This window comes from Streptomyces sp. NPDC048664 (genome assembly GCF_040650555.1).
Taxonomy (GTDB): domain Bacteria; phylum Actinomycetota; class Actinomycetes; order Streptomycetales; family Streptomycetaceae; genus Streptomyces.
Genome location: NZ_JBEZHK010000046.1, coordinates 33,982 through 53,463 on the forward strand (window position 1 = coordinate 33,982; position 19,482 = coordinate 53,463).

General features: G+C 71.8%; 19 protein-coding genes. 7 read left to right on the forward strand and 12 right to left on the reverse strand.

What is annotated here, in order from left to right; translation table 11 throughout:
- Positions 1-60: 60 nt before the first annotated feature.
- On the reverse strand, positions 61-564 hold the full coding sequence (locus tag AB0C59_RS32985; RefSeq protein WP_363011207.1) for a MarR family transcriptional regulator: 504 nt from the start codon (positions 562-564) through the stop codon (positions 61-63).
- A 131-nt stretch (positions 565-695) separates the two neighbouring features.
- On the opposite strand from AB0C59_RS32985, the gene AB0C59_RS32990 reads away from it, so the two are divergent.
- Positions 696-1,502, forward strand: coding sequence for a class III extradiol ring-cleavage dioxygenase (locus tag AB0C59_RS32990; protein WP_363011209.1), 807 nt, complete (start codon positions 696-698; stop codon positions 1,500-1,502).
- 84 nt (positions 1,503-1,586) lie between these two features.
- Here the strand turns inward: AB0C59_RS32990 and AB0C59_RS32995 are convergent, their stop codons facing one another.
- Entirely contained in the window at positions 1,587-2,105 is a 519-nt protein-coding gene (locus AB0C59_RS32995) for an N-acetyltransferase family protein (RefSeq protein WP_363011211.1), read from the reverse strand.
- 171 nt (positions 2,106-2,276) lie between these two features.
- Here AB0C59_RS32995 and AB0C59_RS33000 point away from each other — a divergent pair, with 171 nt between their 5' ends.
- Positions 2,277-3,275, forward strand: a complete 999-nt coding sequence (locus AB0C59_RS33000; RefSeq protein ID WP_363011213.1) for a sigma-70 family RNA polymerase sigma factor — start codon at positions 2,277-2,279, stop codon at positions 3,273-3,275.
- A 743-nt stretch (positions 3,276-4,018) separates the two neighbouring features.
- On the opposite strand, the gene AB0C59_RS33005 is transcribed toward AB0C59_RS33000, so the two are convergent.
- Complete coding sequence (locus tag AB0C59_RS33005; protein WP_363011215.1) at positions 4,019-5,026, reverse strand: YafY family protein; 1,008 nt, start codon at positions 5,024-5,026, stop codon at positions 4,019-4,021.
- Positions 5,027-5,191: 165 nt separating this feature from the next.
- Here AB0C59_RS33005 and AB0C59_RS33010 point away from each other — a divergent pair, with 165 nt between their 5' ends.
- The 3 genes from AB0C59_RS33010 (at position 5,192) to AB0C59_RS33020 (ending at position 7,821) form a co-directional block, all read left to right on the forward strand.
- On the forward strand, positions 5,192-6,691 hold the full coding sequence (locus AB0C59_RS33010) for an MFS transporter (RefSeq protein WP_363011243.1): 1,500 nt from the start codon (positions 5,192-5,194) through the stop codon (positions 6,689-6,691).
- A gap of 197 nt (positions 6,692-6,888) precedes the next feature.
- Entirely contained in the window at positions 6,889-7,149 is a 261-nt protein-coding gene (locus AB0C59_RS33015) for a hypothetical protein (protein WP_363011217.1), read from the forward strand.
- Between the two features lie 99 nt (positions 7,150-7,248).
- On the forward strand, positions 7,249-7,821 hold the full coding sequence (locus tag AB0C59_RS33020) for a GNAT family protein (protein ID WP_363011219.1): 573 nt from the start codon (positions 7,249-7,251) through the stop codon (positions 7,819-7,821).
- Positions 7,822-7,839: 18 nt separating this feature from the next.
- Here AB0C59_RS33020 and AB0C59_RS33025 read toward each other — a convergent pair whose 3' ends face one another.
- The 3 genes from AB0C59_RS33025 to AB0C59_RS33035 form a co-directional block, all read right to left on the reverse strand.
- The gene (locus AB0C59_RS33025) at positions 7,840-8,193 is read right to left on the reverse strand and encodes a VOC family protein (RefSeq protein WP_363011221.1); all 354 of its coding nucleotides are present in this window, start codon (positions 8,191-8,193) and stop codon (positions 7,840-7,842) included.
- A gap of 42 nt (positions 8,194-8,235) precedes the next feature.
- Positions 8,236-8,985, reverse strand: a complete 750-nt coding sequence (locus AB0C59_RS33030; RefSeq protein ID WP_363011223.1) for a DUF6227 family protein — start codon at positions 8,983-8,985, stop codon at positions 8,236-8,238.
- Between the two features lie 270 nt (positions 8,986-9,255).
- Complete coding sequence (locus tag AB0C59_RS33035) at positions 9,256-10,308, reverse strand: P1 family peptidase (RefSeq protein WP_363011225.1); 1,053 nt, start codon at positions 10,306-10,308, stop codon at positions 9,256-9,258.
- A gap of 59 nt (positions 10,309-10,367) precedes the next feature.
- Between AB0C59_RS33035 and AB0C59_RS33040 the strand changes: the two genes are divergently transcribed.
- Positions 10,368-10,562: a hypothetical protein gene (locus tag AB0C59_RS33040; protein ID WP_363011227.1), complete on the forward strand. Its 195-nt coding sequence runs from the start codon at positions 10,368-10,370 to the stop codon at positions 10,560-10,562.
- 15 nt (positions 10,563-10,577) lie between these two features.
- On the opposite strand, the gene mscL is transcribed toward AB0C59_RS33040, so the two are convergent.
- The 6 genes from mscL to AB0C59_RS33070 form a co-directional block, all read right to left on the reverse strand.
- Positions 10,578-11,084, reverse strand: coding sequence for a large conductance mechanosensitive channel protein MscL (gene mscL / locus AB0C59_RS33045; RefSeq protein WP_363011229.1), 507 nt, complete (start codon positions 11,082-11,084; stop codon positions 10,578-10,580).
- Positions 11,085-11,180: 96 nt separating this feature from the next.
- Positions 11,181-11,783 (reverse strand): hypothetical protein, encoded by a 603-nt coding sequence (locus AB0C59_RS33050; protein WP_363011231.1) that lies wholly within the window; start codon positions 11,781-11,783, stop codon positions 11,181-11,183.
- A 154-nt stretch (positions 11,784-11,937) separates the two neighbouring features.
- Positions 11,938-12,771 carry an S-methyl-5'-thioadenosine phosphorylase gene (locus tag AB0C59_RS33055; protein ID WP_363011233.1) on the reverse strand — a complete coding sequence of 278 codons (834 nt, stop codon included), beginning with the start codon at positions 12,769-12,771 and terminating at the stop codon, positions 11,938-11,940.
- A gap of 109 nt (positions 12,772-12,880) precedes the next feature.
- Entirely contained in the window at positions 12,881-13,213 is a 333-nt protein-coding gene (locus AB0C59_RS33060) for an FmdB family zinc ribbon protein (protein ID WP_363011235.1), read from the reverse strand.
- Between the two features lie 85 nt (positions 13,214-13,298).
- Positions 13,299-14,576, reverse strand: a complete 1,278-nt coding sequence (locus tag AB0C59_RS33065; RefSeq protein WP_363011237.1) for an MFS transporter — start codon at positions 14,574-14,576, stop codon at positions 13,299-13,301.
- Positions 14,577-14,800: 224 nt separating this feature from the next.
- The gene (locus tag AB0C59_RS33070) at positions 14,801-16,312 is read right to left on the reverse strand and encodes a potassium/proton antiporter (protein ID WP_363011245.1); all 1,512 of its coding nucleotides are present in this window, start codon (positions 16,310-16,312) and stop codon (positions 14,801-14,803) included.
- 235 nt (positions 16,313-16,547) lie between these two features.
- On the opposite strand from AB0C59_RS33070, the gene AB0C59_RS33075 reads away from it, so the two are divergent.
- Positions 16,548-19,367: a penicillin acylase family protein gene (locus AB0C59_RS33075; protein ID WP_363011239.1), complete on the forward strand. Its 2,820-nt coding sequence runs from the start codon at positions 16,548-16,550 to the stop codon at positions 19,365-19,367.
- The last annotated feature ends 115 nt before the right edge of the window (positions 19,368-19,482 follow it).

Consider the following 19,482-nt stretch of genomic DNA (forward strand, 5'->3'; position numbering starts at 1 on the left):
CCCTCGCTCCTGTCCCGGACCGCCCACGTGGCCCGCGCGCGGTCCCCGAGTGCGCCCCGGTCAGCGCATCCAGGGCAGGTCCGCCCCCGCGTCCTTGGGCTGAAGTCCCTCGGCGATGATCGCCATGATCTCGCCGAGCGTGTCCTGCTGCTGCGGGCTGAGGCGGTCGAAGAGGGCCTGGCGGACGGCCGCGACATGGCCGGGTGCGGCACGCGAGAGCGTGGCGAACCCCTCGTCCGTGAGGACGGCCAGCTGCCCGCGCTTGTCGGATGCGCAGTCCTCGCGCCGGACCCAGCCGTTCTTCTCCAGACGGGCGACGGCGTGGGAGAGGCGGGAGCGCGTGATCTTCGCCCGCATGGCCAGCTCGGTCATCCGCAGCCGGCGGCGCGGCGCCTCGGCGAGCTGGACGAGCAACCCGTAGTAGATGTGCGGCATGCCCGAGTCGCGCTGCAACTGCCGGTCGAGATGGTCGTCGAGCAGGGTGGTGGCGTGCAGGTACGCGCGCCAGGTGTGCTGCTCCTCGTCGGTGAGCCAGCGGGTGTCGTCGGCGGGTGCGCTTTTCATGCGTCCTACTCTACGAGCCCGCTTCTTGAAAGTTAAACAAATGACAGGTAGGGTGCCGCGTGAGAGCTTGAGAGTTCAAGCAACTGTTGGGGCAAGCTGTCGGAAGGGCCCGACCGGAGGGAGCCGCAGTCATGAACGCCGCCGTCGAGGAGACCGCCGTACCCGGGCGCATGCCCGCCCTCTACCTGAGCCATGGCGCGCCCCCGCTGGCCGACGACCCCGTCTGGCCCGGCCAGCTCGCCGCCTGGTCCGCCGCCCTGCCGCGGCCCCGGGCGATCCTCATGGTCTCCGCCCACTGGGAGGAGGCGCCGCTCGCCGTCGGCGCGGTGGAGACGCTGCCGCTCGTCCACGACTTCTGGGGCTTCCCCGAGCACTACTACCGGGTGACGTACGCCGCCCCCGGCGCCCCCGAACTCGCGGCGGCCGTACGGGGAATGCTGCGCGGCCCCGGCGTCCCCGTGCAGGACGTCCCGGACCGCGGCCTCGACCACGGCGCCTACGTGCCGCTCGTGGAGATGTTCCCCGAGGCCGACATCCCCGTCCTGCAGATCTCCCTGCCGACCCTCGACCCGGCCGCGCTCATGGACATCGGCCGCAAGCTGGCCCCGCTGCGCGACGAGGGCGTGCTGATCGTCGGCTCCGGCTTCTTCACCCACAACCTGGCCGCGCTGCGGCACACCGGCGGCGGGGTGCCCGGCTGGTCGGCGGAGTTCGACGACTGGGGTCATCGCGCGCTGGAGGCGGGTGACGTCGACAGCCTGGTGGACTTCGCGCACGCCTCGCCTGCGGGCCGTCTCGCCCACCCCCGCACCGAGCACTTCGCCCCGCTCTTCGTCGCGATGGGCGCCGCGGACGCGACGGGGCAGCTGGACGCGGGACGGTCGGTGATCGACGGGTTCTGGATGGGGCTGGCCAAGCGGTCGGTGCAGTTCGGCTGACGTCCGCGTGACGCGAGGGGGTTACGGGGGGAGCGAGGCTCCGCGGGCTCCGGGGATTCGAGGGGCGGATGCGGGGTACGAGGGCTACAGCTCCTTCTCGTACCAGCACACATCCCAGTAGCGGCCGAACTTCCGCCCCACCTCGCGGTAGGTGCCCGCGGGGCGGAAGCCGAAGCGTTCGTGCAGCCGCGCGGACGCCGCGTTGGGCTGGGCGATGCCGGCGTAGGCGCGGTGGACGTCCTCGGTCGCCAGCGCGGCGAAGAGGGCCTCGTAGAGCAGCGTGCCGACGCCGCGGCCCGTCGCGCCCGGGGCGAGGTAGACGGTGACCTCCACCGAGGTCGCGTACGCCGGCTTCGCGCGGAAAGGGCTGGATGTCGCGTACCCGTGGATCTGCTGTGAGTCCCGCGAGTCGGCAACCATCAGCCGGTACGGCCCGTCTTCAAGGTGGGAGAGCAGCCAAGGACGTCGCTCTTCCGAAGTGAAGATCGCGGTGTCGAAGGTGATCGGCGTAGTGAGCACGTAGTGGTTGTAGATGTCCGTGAGGGCTTCGAGGTCACTCTCGACCCCTGGCCTGACCTGCACCTCTGCGAGCTCCGGCGACACCCGACCTCCCTGTGGCGGGCACAGGGTACTGCATGATCAGAAAAATCGGGGGACAGGTTGGGAATTCTGTCCGGATTCCAGTCGTTGTTTCCTTCGGATGCCGGGCACCCGGTCAGGGTGTCCGAAGCGTCACCGGACCATCTGCCAGCCCACCATCGCAAGGGAGCACGCATGGCAACCCGTGCCGTCGCCCGTCGCAAGGCCGTCGAAGGCGGGACCAAGGACGCGGTAAACAGTGTTCGCGCCCGTGGCGGCGAGATCGCCGATCGCGACCTGGTCGGCATGTATCTCGACGAGATAGCGCGTACACCGCTGCTCGACGCCGCCAGAGAGGTCGAGCTGTCCCAGGTCATCGAAGCAGGTGTGTTCGCGCAGCAGATCCTGGACGGGGAGGAGGAGGCCAAGGCCGACGCCACCCGCCCGGAGCTGGAGTCCCTGGTGGCCGAGGGTGAGCGGGCCAAGGACGTCTTCATCCGCTCCAACCTCCGGCTCGTCGTGGCGGTGGCCCGCCGCTATCCGCGCAGCGGCCTTCCCCTGCTCGACCTGATCCAGGAGGGCAACGCGGGCCTGGTGCGCGCGGTCGAGAAGTTCGACTACCGCAAGGGCTTCAAGTTCTCGACGTACGCGACGTGGTGGATCCGCCAGGCGATCACCCGGTCGATAGCGGACCAGTCCCGGACCATCCGGCTGCCCGTCCACCTGGTGGAGGAGCTGGGCCGAATCCGCCGGGTCCAGCGGGAGTTCAACCGCGAGCACGGACGCGACCCGGAACCGGCGGAGATCGCGGTTGAGTTGGACACCTCGGCGACGCGCGTCGGCGACGTCCTGGACTGGGCCCGCGACCCGGTCTCGCTGAACATGGCGGTGGACGACGAGGGCGAGACCCAGTTCGGCGACCTGCTGGAGGACACCTCGGCGGTCTCTCCCGAGCAGTCGGTGCTCACGCTGCTGCGCAGTGAGGAACTGGACGACCTCATCGGCCGCCTCGACCAGCGCACGGCCTCGATCATCAAGATGCGGTACGGCATCGAGGACGGCCGCGAGCGCACGCTGACGGAGGTCGGCAAGGAGCACGGGCTGACGCGTGAGCGGATCCGGCAGATCGAGAAGCACGCGCTGCTGGAACTGAAGAAGCTGGCCCGGCAGACGGGCTTCGACGCGGCGGCATGACGATCGCCTGCGGCGGCGGGCCGGTCGGGACGGGCGGGGCGGTGGCCGCCCGGTCGGCGGGGCAGCCGGTCCAGGTCCGGGGGCGCGGCCACCGGTAGGTGTATGACTTCGGCCAACCAGGCCCCGTACGGCGCCGGAGTTGGCTCTGTTACGTCGCTTCAACCCGCCGGGACCGGGGCACAAGAACTCCAAGTCCTGTGACGGCGCGGTCCTGACCCCGGGGTTCACGGCCCGCGCCGGGCTCTCGCAGCCGAGTCCCGACGCACTCCCCCCGGCGCCGGGACTCCTCCCGGCCGGGCTTCGGCGCCAATCCCCCCCTGGCGCCGGGGCTCGGCCCCCTTCTCCACGGGACCGGTACGCTCCGGTCGGGTCGCCCCGGACCTGAACCCCGGGGCGACCCGGATGGCAGATTGTGTCACAGCGGCTCAGCCTGCCGACGTGGCCGGCAGCGAGCACCGGAGCGGTGCACCGGGCGGGCCCGCCGAACCCGCCGTGCGCAACCTGGAGGCCCTCAAGGCCTTCGTCCGGGAGATCGACCGACGTCGCGCGCCGCCGCCGTCTCCCGCGGACCACGCCGGACCCCTCACCCTCACCAGGCGCAGGGCCGCGGTCCCGCCGCCCGGCTCAGGCCTGCGCCCAGGGCCCGTACGTGGGCGACCAGCCGGGCCGGGGCAGACCGCGCGGGACGACTCCTCGCCGTCGCGGGTCGCCCTGGGCCGAGGGCCCATCGACCTGGCCGCCGGTCACTCCTCCTCGGTCGGTACCCCCGGTGGGCTCGTCGGTCCCGCCGCCCGGCTCAGGCGGGCGCCCAGGTCCCGTACGTGGGTGACCAGCTCGGCCGGGCGGTGGACCGTGAACTCGCAGTCGACCAGCGCGAGGCGCACCGCCAGCCACTCCACGGAGTCGGTCGCCGTGCCGCGCAGCCGGCAGGCGCCGCCCTCCCCGTCCTCCAGGGGTTCGGGCGCGTCGAACCACCGGGGCAGGCGTGCCGTGACGAAGTCCGCGGGGGCGGCGAAGGTCACCTCGAACTCGTACGTCTCCTGCCGCCGGTACATCGACTGCCGCAGAAACTCCGCCGCGCTCCCCGTCGGCAGCTCGCGCGGCGTGAACCGCGCCCCCGTGGCGAACGGTTCGGTGACCCGGTCGACGCGGAACGTGCGCCAGTCCTCGCGCTCCAGGTCGTAGGCCACCAGATACCAGCGACGTCCCGTCGACACCAGGCGGTAGGGCTCGGCCAGACGCCGTGACGGTGTTCCGTCGCCGGAGCGGTAGGCGAAACGCAGCCGTTCACCGCCGGCGATCGTGGAGGCCATGACGGTCAGTGTCTCGGGAGCGACGCTCGCCCCGTCGCCGCTGGTCAGATGGGTGGTGGCGGCCTGAAGCGTGGTGACGCGGTGGCGCAGCCGACTCGGGAGCACCTGCTCCAGCTTGGCCAGGGCCCGTACGGACGCCTCGTCCACGCCCTCGACCGCGTGCCCGGCGCCGGCGCGCAGTCCGACCGCCATCGCCACGGCCTCCTCGTCGTCCAGTACGAGCGGGGGCATGGCCTTCCCGGCGACCAGCCGGTAGCCGCCGTCGGCGCCCTTGCTGGCCTGGACCGGGTAGCCCAGTTCGCGCAGCCGGTCCACATCGCGTCGGATCGTGCGCCGGGAGACCCTGAGTCGTTCGGCGAGCTCGCCGCCCGGCCACTCGCGGGGCGTCTGGAGAAGGGAGAGCAACTGCAGCAGCCGGGCCGGTGTGTCCGTCGTCATGCCTCCGAGGATGACGCATATATAGGACGCGATCTGGCCTAATGGCGTCCTATCGTCGCAGCCATGACCTCCACCGACACCACACCCGTACGCAGCAAGGGCGGCGAGGGCGGCGGCGGGGCCGGGGCCGGCGATCGACGTCGCTGGTTCGCCCTCGCCATCGTCATGGCCGCGGCCTTCATGGACCTGGTCGACGTCACGATCGTCAACATCGCGATCCCGTCGATCCAGCGGGACGCGGGCGCGACCTTCAGCCAGATCCAGTGGATCACCGCGGGCTACGCGCTCGCGTTCGCCGCCGGGCTGATCACCGGTGGGCGCCTCGGCGACATCCACGGGCGCAGGCGCCTCTTCCTGATCGGCATCAGCGGTTTCACCCTGGCCTCGGCGCTGTGCGGCTTCGCGGTGAACCCGGAGATGCTGGTCGCCTCGCGGATCCTTCAGGGCTCCATGGCCGCGATGATGGTGCCGCAGGTGCTGTCGATCGTGCACGCCACCTTCCCGGCGCACGAGCGGGGCAAGGTCTTCGGGTTGTTCGGCGCGATCGTCGGGCTCGGCGCCGTCTCCGGTCCGCTGCTCGGTGCGCTGCTCACCCAGTGGGACCTGTTCGGTCTCCAGTGGCGGCCCATCTTCCTGATCAACCTGCCGGTGGGGATCGCCGCCTTCCTGCTGGGCCGCCGCTACATCGAGGAGTCCAAGGCACCGAAGGCACTGCGCCTCGACCTCGTCGGCGTCGCCCTGGTCACCCTCGGTCTGCTGATGCTCCTCTACCCGCTCACCCGCGGCCGGGAACTGGGCTGGCCGCTGTGGGGTCACGCGTTGATGGCCGGCGCGGTCGTCGTCTTCGTGGCGCTGGTGGCGTACGAGAAGCGCAAGGCCGCCCGCGACGGCTCCCCGCTGATCGAGCTCTCCCTGTTCCGGGTGAAGAGCTTCGCCGCGGGCATCGCGGTCCAGACGGTCTTCGGGGTCGGCCTCGGCGTCTTCTTCCTCGTCTGGACCCTCTACATGCAGATCGGGCTGGGCTGGAGCGCGCTGCGGGCCGGTCTGACGGGTGTGCCGTTCTCGATCGCGGTGTCGACGGCGGCCGGGCTGTCCGTGCAGAAGCTGGTGCCGCGCTTCGGCCGCAAGGTGCTGCAGGCGGGCGCGCTGGTGATGGCGGCGGGCGTCCTCCTCTACATCGGGGAGGCCCGTCACTACGGTCAGTCCATCGCCTCCTGGCAGATGGCGCTGCCGCTGGTGGTCATGGGCGTGGGCATGGGGCTGATCGTCGCGCCGCTGACGGACGCGGTGCTGTCCGAGGTGCCCCAGGAGCACGCGGGCTCGGCCTCCGGGCTGATCAACACGGTGCAGCAGATGGGCAACGCGCTGGGCCTGGGCCTCGTGTCGGTGGTCTTCTTCGGCGAGATCGGCGACCGGCTGCCCCCGGCGCAGGTGGGCCCGGCCTTCGTCCACGCCTTCCAGCACGCGCTGGGCTGGGTGGCCGTGGTCATGGCCGCGATCTTCCTGCTGATGTTCGCCCTGCCGAAACGGCCCGCGCAGCATCTGGAGGGCGCGGAGCCGCTCGACGCGCCGCGGCGGGACCAGGGAGCCGAGCCGACCGGGGAACCGGCACGGGTCGAGGTGCCGGAGCAGGCCGGGGAGGCGAAGCCGACGCTGGTCTCCTGACGCCCGCCGGTCGGGTGGGGTGACGGTCCGCGAGGGGGCCTGGAGAGGAACCGCCGGGATGGCCGGACGGTCTCCCGCCAGGCCCCCTTCGGTTTCTCCGGCCCTTTCGCCAGGCCCTCTTGGCGTGGCTCGTCGCATCTGCGATATGCGTCACGGTCCGGGGTCATAAGCCCGGAACGTGGTGTCTACTGGAATGCATGCCGGTGCATATGTCGACTTTCCAGCTGCTGGGTGTGCCCGTTCTCGCCCTGGCGACGGCCCTCTGGATCATCTGCGTGGGCCGTGTCGTGGGGCGCCGCCGCATGGAGCTGGCGGCGCGGCGCCGGTATGCCCGCATCCAGGCCTTTCCCCGGCAGCGGCGCACGGGCCCGGCCCTGGAGTCCGTCGAACTCACCCCGGCCGAACACGCAGCCTTCGCGGGCCTGATGCGGCAGTTCGACGAGGGCCGCACCTCCTGAGGGCCGTCCCGCGACCGGGCCGGGCGCCCCAGCCGCTCCCGCCCGCGCAACCCGCGTAATGCGGATGCCCGCACCGGCCCGCGCGGCTTACGCTGCGGCATGGATCTCTCCGCTGTACTGCCCCTGACCACCGAACGCCTGCGCCTGCGGCTCTTCTCGCCGGGCGACGCCGATGACGCGTACGACTACCAGCGGCTGGAGGAGGTGGCCCGCTACCTCTACCGTCCGCCCCGCACCCGTGAACGGTGCGAGGAGGTCATCGCCGAGATCGCGAAGGCCACCGCCTGGGCGAAGGACGGGGACACGCTGACCCTGGCCGTGTGCGGGCATGGGGAGCCGGGCGCCGGGGAGCCGGCCGTGGTCGGCGAGGTGCGTCTCACCCTGGCCGACGCACGTGCGCGTCAGGCGGAGATCGGCTGGCTGCTCAACCCCCGCTTCCAGGGCCGCGGCTACGCGAGCGAGGCCGCGCACGCGCTGGCCGCGCTCGCCTTCGACACCCTGGGCGTCCACCGCGTGTACGCGCGTCTCGACGTGCAGAACACCGCGTCGGTCCGGGTCTGCGAGCGCCTGGGCATGAGGCGCGAGGCCCATCTCGTGGAGAACGACCTGGACGGGGAGCGCTGGGGCAGCGAGTACGTCTACGCGGCACTCGCCGCCGACCTCAGGCGCTGAGGCCGGCGGGCGCGGGCGTCAGGCCGGCTGCCACAGCTCGACGCGGTTGCCCTCGGGGTCGGTGACCCAGCCGAAGCGTCCGACCCCGTCCATGTCCTGTGTCTCCTCCGCCACGTCCGCTCCCTTGGCCCGCAACTGCGCGAGCATGGCGTCGAGGTCGCGGACCCGGAAGTTGAGCATGGTCTGCTGGGTGCGGGAGCCGAAGTAGTCGGTCCCGGACTCGAACGCCGCGAACACCGTCGGCCCGGTCTCCTGACGCCACAGGCCGTGCTCGTCCGCATCCAGACCCAGGCAGTCGCGGTACCACGCGCTCAGGGCCCCGGGGTCCGCGGCGCGCAGGAAGTATCCACCGATTCCCAGCACACGTTCCATGCCGTCATCCTGCCAGGGCGGCGCCCCCGGGACGCCGGGATGTCAGCCGAGCCGCGCCGCCCGTCGCTCCATCGCGGCCCGCGCGGCGTCCTCGGACACATACACCTCGCACATGTGACGGCCGTCCGGTGTCGCCGTGTGCTCCACCTCCCACAGGGACAGCTCCCGGCCGTCGTGCAGCAGGAAGGCGTGCTCGTAGAGCGAGAAGCACAGCCCCGCCTGCCCGGCCCGGCGCGGGCGCCCGAACGCCTGGGTGATCTCGTGCGCGAGCGCCGAGTCGAGCAGTAACGTCGTGAGGGCCGCGTCCGGGCGGTCCGCGTTCTCCGCCCGGCGCAGCAGCCGGCGCGCGTGGTCCGCCGACTCGTCGACGACGTACACATGGCGGGGTTCGGGCACGGGCGAGAGCTCCACCGGCGCCTGGAGGTCGAACTCCGGTGCGTCCTGCGGCAGGGCGAGCCGGCTCGTGGCGACACGCAGCTCCTCCTCGTCCGCGTACACCTCGTGCTCCGCGTCGCCGCGCAGGCCCGTGTTGTGGGCCAGCTCCCACAGGGTCACCGCCGAGCCGTCCACCAGCAGCCAGGTGTGCCGGTAGGTCTGGCGGTGCAGCCCGGCGCTGTGCTGCGCGGAGTGCAGCGAACTGTCGTGCGCCAGCGCGTACTCGAGCCGCTCTATCGTCTCGTCGGGCAGCTCGAAGGAATTCAGCGCGCGGCCCAGGAGCCGCGCGAGGTGCTCCTGCGGAGACTCGGGCGACTCGGCGGCCTCGTATGCCGCCGTCTCGTAGGGAACGCTCAAGGGTTCTCCCGGCCTTGCTGCATGTCACCTGGTGGGTGCATACCGTAGCTCCTCGCTCGGACATCGTCTCCGGGAACCGAGAAAACGTACGGCCGGAAAACGAACGGCCCGCGCGGGGTGTTCCCGCGCGGCCCGATCACCTGTCATATGCCTCCGGGCGCGCCCTGGATGCGCCTGCCCCGGATCAGCCCGCTCGGGTGCGGCCCGGCATCGCGGTTCACCGGGCCCGTCGTTCATCCGCTGGGGCCGCGGGGCCCCGGCACGGACCCCTCAGCGGGGCGCGTGCGCCCCGGGGGAGCCGTACAGGCTCTCGTAGGACGGCCAGGTGCCGGACGGGGTGGCCGTCGGGGTGGCGGCGCGTACGGCTCGGGTGATGGCTCGGGACACCAGGTCCGCGGCTGCCGTGAGGATCTCGTTGAGGGCCAGGGGGTCGGTCTGGGGGAGCGGGCGGGTGGCCGTCGACAGGGCGAAGACCGTGTCCCCGTCGTGGAGGAGGTGCACCGGGCGCAGGGCGCGTGCCATGCCGTCGTGCGACACTCCCGCGAGCTTCTGCGCCTGGGCCTTGGTGAGGTCGGCGTCGGTCGCCACGACCGCCAGCGTGGTGTTCAGCGGCGGGCGACGGGCCTGCGCGTCCGCCGCGAGGCCGGCGACCTCGCGCTGCGCGGCCCGGTGCACCTCCCGTGCCGGGAGGTCGACCCGGCCCTGGAACAACTCCCCGTACAACGCGCCTGTTTCGGGGTCGACCGCCGAGCCCGCCGCGTTGCACACCACCAGGGCGCCCACCGTGATCCCGGAGGCGAGCACGGTGCTCGCCGTGCCCACGCCCCCCTTGAGAGGTCCGGCCACCGCGCCCGTGCCCGCGCCCACACAGCCCTGCGCCACCGGCGCGCCGGGCGGGCTCGCCGCGGCCGCCCGGACCGCCTCCCAGCCGAGAGCCGCGTCCGGCCGGGCCGAGAAGTCGCCGCCGCGGCCGAGGTCGAAGACGCAGGCGGCGGGCACGACCGGCACCACGTGCGTCGGGCCGGGACCGACGCGCACCCCGCGCCCGTGCTCCTCCAGCCAGGCCATCACGCCCGACGCCGAGTCGAGTCCGTAGGCGCTGCCCCCGGTCAGGACGACCGCCTCCACGCGCTGCACCAGGTTGCGCGGGTCGAGCGCGTCGGTCTCCTTCGTGCCGGGGCCGCCGCCGCGTACGTCCACCGCCGCGACCGCGCCGCCCTCGGGGGCGAGGACGACCGTGGTGCCGGTCAGCCAGCCGTCCCCGGACCGTGTGGCGTGCCCCACCCGCAGGCCCGTGACATCTGTCAGCGCGTCAACTGTCATGGGTCCATCATCCGCCGCCGCCCCCCGGCAGCGGACGCCCTGGACGTACGCTGGTGGGTATGAGCACCGCCTCCGCCGACCAGCCGCGAGACCCGAAGCCGGACCCCAAGGACGCCCTCGTCTTCGACGACCCGCTGGACCGGCAGTCCTCGGACGACACGGACCGGGGCTGGGGCGAGCGGCCCACGCCGAGCGGCGGCAGCGCCGCCGACCTCGCGCGCTTCCTCGACGAGAAGCCGCCCCACCACCTGTGAGCTGGGGAACAGCCCTCAGCGCTGGTTTGGGGGCCAGGTGTCCCCGCGGTCCTGCCCAGGCCTCTGGCTCTGGCCCTGCTGTGCGAGCAGGGTGTCGCGGATCTCCTTGAGCACCTCCAGCTCCGTCACCTCGATGATCTCCTGCGTGCCCTCCTTGGCCTTGCGGCGGGCCTCCAGGCGGGCCAGGTACTTGGCCATGGGCAGCACCATGAGGAAGTAGACGACGGCCGCGGTGATGACGAAGTTGAGCGCCGAGCCGAGGACCGAGCCCCACATGATGCGCACACCTTCCGCGGTGTCGCCGGTGCCCGTGCACGGGTCCTTGATGCAGGAGCTGTAGTTGTCCAGGCTCTTGGTGCCGAGGGCGCCCACCACGGGGCTGATGACGCCCTTCACCACCGAGTTGACGATTCCGGTGAAGGCGGCACCGATGACCACCGCCACCGCCAGGTCGACCACGTTTCCCCGCATCAGGAAGGCCTTGAAGCCCTGCCAGACGCTCGGCGCCTTCTTCTCGCTCACCGGTGAGCCCCTCCTTTGCCACGCACAATGTGGAACGAACAGCTCCGCAACCTACGTCAGAGGTGCCCGCGGTTGTCCAGCCCATGCCATGGAACATCAGCACAGCGTCACCGCCAGGCGCGCGGTCGCGCCCGCCCCGGCCAGGCGTGCGGCCGTGGCGCGCGGCACGGACAGCACCACCAGCGCGCCGCTCTCCGTGGGACCCTCGTCCGGCACGCGCCGCACGACGGCCCCGGCCGCCACGACCCTCGCCCCGCCCTCGGCGTCGGCGGCGATCACGTCCACCCGGGTACCCGGTCGCAGCAGCCGCACCGTGGCCGCGTCGGCGATGCGCACCGCGGCCGTGACCATCTCCACCGCCCGGTGCGCCGGCGGCCGACCGCCCTTCGCCGGAGTCGGACGCGCGATCGCCGCCGGATGCCCCCGCGCCCCCTCGGATCTGTCCGGGCCCGCGGCCACGAGCGCGGCGGCCGTGACCGCCAGGCCCGCCGCCACGGCCCGCCTCCGGTGCCGGGCCAGACGCCGCAGCCCGCTCTCCGCGCCGCGCACCCGCAGCGGGGCGAAGTGCGGCACCGGGCACGTCGGGGGCGTGTCGGCGCGGACCGGGACGCCCGGCTCGACCGCCTCCGGCCATCGGCCGGACTCCGGCCGACCCGGGTGGAGGAAGAGGGAAGGGGAGGGAGGGGAGAAGCGGGCCATCGTGATCACCATCCGCGTCGTGCGATCGGGACGTGACCCACGATGAGGCTTCGGCGCGCGGCCCGTCGGCGCCCGTGCACCACCGCCCGATTGTGGACAACCCGCTCACCCGAACGAGACCCTCCCCGGGCCCTCACCGGGCTCGCCGGCCTGATCACGGCAGGGTGAAACCCGGATCCATCCCGCCCAGCGCGCCACGGCACGCACAGTCCCGCGCCTCCGTCCGCGGCAGTGCGGCCACCGCGTCGAACAGCACGCCGCGCAGCCGGTCCACGTTCGCCGCGAACACCTTCAGCACCTCGTCGTGCGAGACGCCCTCCCCGCTCTCGGCCCCCGCGTCCAGGTCCGTGACCAGGGTCAACGACGTGTAGCAGAGCTCCAGTTCACGGGCGAGCGCGGCCTCGGGATGCCCCGTCATCCCCACCACGGACCAGCCCTGCGCCTGGTGCCACAGGGACTCGGCGCGGGTGGAGAAGCGCGGGCCCTCGACCACGACCAGGGTGCCGCCGTCCACAGGCTCCCAGTCCCGTCCGCGCGCCGCCCGCAGCGCGGCCTCGCGGCCGGCGGGGCAGTAGGGGTCGGCCAGGGACACGTGCACCACGTTCGGCGTGGTGCCGTCGGGCAGCGGCAGCCCGTCGAAGTACGTCTGCGCCCGGGACTTCGTGCGGTCCACGAACTGGTCGGGGACCAGCAGCGTGCCTGGCCCGTACTCGGCGCGCAGCCCGCCCACCGCGCACGGTCCGAGGACCTGCCGCACGCCGACGGAGCGCAGCGCCCACAGGTTGGCCCGGTAGTTGATGCGGTGCGGTGCCAGATGGTGGTCGCGGCCGTGGCGGGGGAGAAAGGCCACCCGGCGTCCGGCGATCTCCCCCAGGAAGAGGGAGTCGCTCGGCGCTCCGTAGGGGGTGTCGACCTGGACTTCGGTGACGTCGTCGAGGAAGGAGTAGAACCCTGAGCCGCCGATGACGCCTATCTCTGCGTTCTGCATGGCGAGCACCCTAGCGGGCCCCGGAAACCCCGAAAGCCCCGCCGTCGTGCGACGGCGGGGCCGGGCCGGGTGCGGGGCGTGCCTCGCGGGCCCCGGCCGGAGCTCGGACTCAGGCGGCGGAGCTGGTGCTCGAGGACGAGGACGAAGAAGAAGACGAGGAGGACGACGTCGAGGACGACGACGAACCGGAGTCCGACGACGAGGACGACGTGCCCGACGAGGAGCCGGACGACTTGGCGGACGCCGGGCTGCTGCTCGAGGAGGAGCCGCGGCTGTCGTTGCGGTAGAAGCCGGATCCCTTGAAGACGATGCCGACCGCGGAGAACACCTTCTTCAGGCGTCCCTGGCAGTTGGGGCACTCGGTCAGGGCGTCGTCGGTGAACTTCTGCACCGCCTCAAGGCCCTCGCCGCACTCGGTGCACTGGTACTGGTAGGTCGGCACTTGTCTTCCTCCTGGCACTCTCACTCGATGAGTGCTAACGATCGTCCATCTTAACCCGTGCGGCCAAAGAGCGGAGTAATGCACGTCACCTCTCGCCGAGCGCGACCCGCTCCCGCCGGCCCGCGCCACCGGCGACCACCCTGGCGGCGTGCGGCTGGGCCAGCCGCGACCGCAGGGTCACCAGGGTCGCCAGGGCCAGGACCGTTCCGGCCATCGGCACCAGGAATCCGGCGCCGTCCCACAGCCGGTCCTCCAGCTGTCCGGCGGCCGTCACGGCGGCCGCCTGGCCGAGCGCGACCGCGCCGGTCATCCAGGTGAACGCCTCGGTGCGCGCGGCGGCCGGCACCAGCGACTCGACCAGTGTGTAGCCCGTGATCAGGGAGGGTGCGATGCACATGCCCACCAGGAGGCCGAGGCCCGCCAGGAGGATCACGGAGTGCGCGGTCCACAGACCGGAGGCGACCAGGGCGAGAGCGGCGTAGCCGACGACGAGACGGCGCTGGGGGGCGGCCTTCCAGACGACGGCGCCGCAGACCACGCCGGAGAGCATGTTGCCGGCGGCGAAGACTCCGTACAGGACGCCGTTGAGTCCCGGTTCGCCGATCGACTCGGTGAACGCGGCCAACCCGACCTGCATGCCTCCGAAGACGCTGCCGATGCCGAGGAAGGTCACGATCAGCACCCGCACCCCGGGGATGCTCAGCGCGGAGTCGTGCCGCTCGTGTGTCCGGGCCACGGCGGCGACGGACGGCTGCGTGCTCTTCTGCGCCGCGAACAGCACACCGCCGACCAGCGTCAGACCGGCCTCGGTGAGCAGGCCCGCGGCCGGGTCCACGGTGGTGCACAGGGCCGTCGCCAGCAGCGGGCCGAGCACGAAGGTCAGCTCGTCGGTGACGGACTCGAAGGCCGTGGCCGTCGCCATCAGGGGCGAGTCCTGGAGCTTCACGCCCCAGCGGGCGCGCACCATGGGGCCGACCTGCGGCACGGAGGCGCCCGTCGGCACGGAGGCCACGAACAGGACCCACAGGGGTGCGTGGGCGAGGGCGAGCGCCGTCAGGACCGAGCCCGCGAGGGCGTGCACCAGGACGCCCGGAAGCAGCACCGCCCGCTGGCCGTGACGGTCGGCGAGCCGACCGCTGTAGGGCGCGAACAGCGCCATGGAGACGCCGGTGACCGCGGCGACGGCACCGGCGGCGCCGTACGAGCCGGTCGTGTGCTGCACCAGCAGCACCAGCGACAGGGTGAGCATCGCGAACGGCTGACGCGCCGCGAATCCGGGAAGCAGGAACGTCCAGGCGCCGCGGGTGCGCAGCAGCTGCCCATAGCCCGGACGGGACGACTTCGAGGTGACCGTGGATGCCACGGCCCGTGCCTTTCTGCCGCCTGGTAGCGCGCCCGTGCGGGGGCGCCGAGAGCTGTCCTCTTGCGCGGACTGCGGTAGATGCCGTCGTCTGCTCCACGAGCGTCCCGGCCGCCATACGGTCGCGCCAGCTCTGCGTCAGGCAGAGTTGGTTCGATCAGGGTGCCCTGTGATTGTACAGAGCCAAAGGCGTGCGGTGCCTGTGAAAAGCGGCACGGGCGGGGTGTTCACCTGGCATTCCCGGTCCCGTTCCCCGTCAGCCCGAGCCAGCCCGCGAGCTTGCCGCCCTGGCCGACGGCCCGCAGCCGCCGCTCCGCCGCGTCGCGGACCTGGTCGGTGGCGACCACGAGCAGTTCGTCGCCGCGCCGCAGCACGGTCGCGGGCAGCGGAACGAACGACTCGCCCTCGCGTACGACGAGGGTGACCGCCGAGCCGGCCGGCAGCCGCAGCTCGCCCACCTCGACGCCGTGCATCCGTGAGCCCTCGGGGATCGCGACGGACAGCAGGTGTCCGCGCAGCCGCTCCAGGGGCGCCGACTCGATGCCCAGGTCGGCGGCCCCCGACCCCTCGCCCAGGCGCAGGGTGCGGGCCAGCCAGGGCAGTGTCGGGCCCTGGACCAGGGTGTACACGACCACGAGCACGAAGACGATGTTGAAGATGCGGTGGGTGGCGTCCACCCCGTTCACCATGGGGATGGTCGCGAGGATGATGGGCACCGCGCCCCGCAGCCCGGCCCAGGACAGCAGCGTCTGCTCCGGCCACGGCATCCGGAACGGGGTCAGGCTCACCACCACGCTCAGCGGCCGGGCGACCATGGTCAGGACCAGCCCGATCAGCAGGGCGGGCAGGACGTCGTCGCCCAGTTCGTGCGGGGTCACCAGCAGGCCGAGGAGCACGAACATGCCGATCTGCGCGATCCAGCCGAGCCCCTCGGCGAAGCCGCGGGTGGCGGGCCAGTGCGGCAGCTTCGCGTTCCCGAGGATCATCGACGCCAGGTACACGGCCAGGAACCCGCTGCCGTGGGCCAGCGCGCCCGCCGCGTAGGCCGAGACCGCGATGGCCATGACGGCGATCGGGTAGAGGCCGGACGCGGGCAGGGCCACGTGCCGCAGCCCCCAGGCGCCCAGCCAGCCCACCGCGAGGCCGATGGCGGCGCCGACGGCCAGCTCCGCGAAGATCTCCAGCAGCAGCGTGGACCAGTGCTCCACGGGGCCCGCCGTGGAGAAGGCGACGACGAGGATGAGCACCGGGGCGTCGTTGAAGCCGGACTCGGCCTCCAGGATGCCCGTCACGCGCGCGGGCAGGGGGATGCGGCGCAGGACCGAGAAGACGGCGGCCGCGTCGGTGGAGGAGACCACCGCGCCGATGATGAGCGCGTGCCGCCAGCCCAGACCGCACAGGTAGTGGGCGCCGGCCGCCGTGACGCCGACGCTCACCGCGACGCCGACGAGGGCGAGCGAGGTGGCCGCGGGCAGGGAGGGCCGGATGTCCTTCCACTTGGTGCCGAGTCCGCCCTCGGCCAGGATCACGACCAGGGCCGCGTATCCGATGACCTGGGTCAGTTCGGCGTTGCTGAAGTGGATGTGGGCGAACCCGTCCTGACCCATGGCGATGCCGATGCCGAGGTAGACGAGCAGGCTGGGGAGACCGCTGCGCGAGGAGATCCGGACGGCCGCCACCGCGATGAGCAGGACGAGCGAGCACGCGAGCAGGAGCTGGTCGAGGTGGTGGACAGTCAGCGGCTGGGTCCCTTCTCTCCAGGGGGCCGGGGCCCGTGGCGTCGGCCCCGATACTTCATTAGCCTACCTAACTCTTGACGCTTTCTTGACGCTTCGGGGTCCATGATCGAACGGTGGTCCGGCTCGTTCCCGACTCCGCGGTAGGGCGGACCGGGCCCTGCGCCTATGGTTGCTCCAGCGCTCAGTAGAAAGCACAGCCCGCCCTGCCGCTCGTGTTAGGACAGCAAGGACAGCGATGCCCCCCAACACCACCGCCTCTTCCGGCCAGAAGCCCGGCAAGTCCGGCAGGAAGAAGGGGCGCAGAGCCCGTCTGCTTCTGATCGTCCTGGTTCTGGGCCTCGTGGGGGGCTTCGGTTATGGCGGCTACTGGTCCGTCAGCACCGTGCGCGCCTCCTACCCGCAGACCAAGGGGTCGCTCACCCTCCAGGGCCTGTCGGGCCCCGTCGAGGTCAAGCGCGACGGCAACGGGATCCCCCAGATCTACGCCTCCTCCGACCAGGACCTCTTCATGGCGCAGGGATTCGTCCAGGCGCAGGACCGGTTCTACGAGATGGACGTCCGCCGCCACATGACGTCGGGTCGCCTGTCCGAGATGTTCGGCAAGGGCCAGGTCAAGAACGACGAGTTCCTGCGGACGCTCGGCTGGGACCGGGTGGCGCGCCAGGAGTACGACACGAAGCTGTCGGCCTCGACCAAGAAGTACCTCCAGGCGTACGCCAAGGGAGTCAACGCCTACCTCAAGGGCAAGGACGGCAAGGACATCTCCCTGGAGTACGCCGCCCTGGGGTTCACCAACGACTACCACCCCGAGCAGTGGACCCCCGTCGACTCGGTCTCCTGGCTCAAGGCGATGGCCTGGGACCTGCGCGGCAACATGAAGGACGAGGTCGACCGCGCGCTGATGACCAGCCGGTTCGGCCCGAAGCAGATCTCCGACCTGTATCCGGACTACCCCTACGGACGCAACAAGCCGATCGTCCAGAACGGCGAGGGTGAGTACGACGCCCTCACGAAGACGTTCGGCGGCTCCTCGACGGCGGGCACGCAGTCGGGCACGGGCACGGGGACCGGCACGGGCACCGGCACCGGTACGGGCTCCGGAACGGCCACCGGCACCGGCGCCTCGGCGTCGGGCTCGTCCTCCGCGCGGTCCGCCGCCCTGCAGAGCCAGCTCTCGGGCCTGACCAAGGTCCTGGACGACGTTCCGACGGCCGTGGGCGTGAACGGCAACGGCATCGGCTCGAACGCCTGGGTCGTCTCCGGGAAGTACACGATCACCGGCAAGCCGCTGCTGGCCAACGACCCGCACCTGTCGGCCTCGCTGCCGTCGGTCTGGTACCAGATGGGCCTGCACTGCACCACCGTGTCCAGCGCGTGCTCGTACGACGTCACGGGGTACACCTTCGCGGGCATGCCCGGTGTGGTCATCGGCCACAACCAGAACATCGCCTGGGGCATGACGAACTCCGGGGTCGACGTCACCGACCTCTACCTGGAGAAGATGTCCGGCAACGGCTACCTCTCCGACGGCAAGGTGCGGCCGTTCACCACCCGCACCGAGACGATCAAGGTCGCCGGCGGAAGCTCCAAGAAGATCGTCGTGCGCGCCACGGACAACGGCCCGCTGCTGTCCGACCGGGACGACGAACTCGTCACCGTCGGCAGGAAGGCCACCGTCGAGACCGGGGCCCCGGATCGCGGGGACGGCTACGGCATCTCCCTGCGGTGGACCGCCCTGGACCCCGGCACCACCATGGACGCCGTCTTCGCGCTCGACAAGGCGGCGAACTGGGACGAGTTCCGGGCCGCGTCCCGCTCGTTCGACGTGCCCTCGCAGAACCTCGTCTACGCCGACACCAAGGGCCACATCGGCTACCAGCTGCCCGGAAAGATCCCGGTGCGGGCCAAGGGCGACGGCTCGCTCCCGGCGCCCGGCTGGGACTCCCGCTACAGCTGGACGGGCCGCTACATCCCCCAGGACGCGCTGCCCTACGCGCTCGACCCGAGCCGCGGCTACATCGTCACCGCCAACCAGGCCGTGATCGACAAGAGCAAGTACCCCTACACGCTCACCACGGACTGGGGTTACGGCGCGCGCAGCCAGCGGATCGCCGACCTGATCGAGTCGAAGATCAAGACCGGCGGCAAGATCTCCACGGACGACATGCGGCAGATGCAGCTCGACGACAGCAGCGAGATCGCCAAGCTGCTGGTGCCCAAGCTGCTCAAGATCGACATCGCCGACAAGAACGTCCGCCAGACGCAGAAGCTGCTGGAGGGCTGGGACTACACCCAGGACGCCGACTCGGCGGCCGCCGCGTACTTCAACGCGGTCTGGCGCAACGTCCTCAAGCTGGCCTTCGGCAACAAGATGCCCAAGGAGCTGCGGGTCAAGGGGCAGTGCCTGTGGGTGGAGCCGGCCGACAGCACCGGGCCCGCGGACGAGCAGAAGAAGGTGCGTGAGTGCGGTGAGCGCGAGCCGGACCAGGCGCAGCCGGACGGCGGCGACCGCTGGTTCGAGGTCGTGCGCAGCATCCTCGACGACCAGCAGAACGACTGGTGGCACACGCCGGCCACGCGCACCGAGGCGGCCACCACCACGCGCGACCAGCTCTTCGCGCGGGCCATGGCGGACGCACGCTGGGAGCTGACCGCCAAGCTCGGCAAGGACGTCGACACCTGGAGCTGGGGCCGGCTGCACCGCCTGTTCCTGAAGAACCAGACGCTCGGCACCGACGGCCCCGGGATACTGCAGTACATGCTCAACCGCGGGCCCTGGCAGCTCGACGGCGGCGAGGCGACCGTGAACGCCACCGGGTGGAACGCGGCGGGCGGCTACGGCGTCGTCTGGGTGCCCTCCATGCGGATGGTGGTCAACCTGGCCGACTTCGACAAGTCCAAGTGGATCAACCTCTCCGGGGCCTCCGGGCACGCCTACAACGCCCACTACACCGACCAGACGGACCTGTGGGCCAAGGGCGATCTGCTGTCGTGGCACTTCTCCGGGCCGGCGGTCGACAAGAGCACCACCGACACCCTGAAGCTCACTCCCTGACGGGTACGAGCCCCCCGAACCGGGCCCCCCCCCCCCCCGGGGTGGTGGGGGATGCGGAATTCGGCCCCCCCGACAAGGGCGGAGGACACGACGTATAGCAAGTAAACCAGCTTGA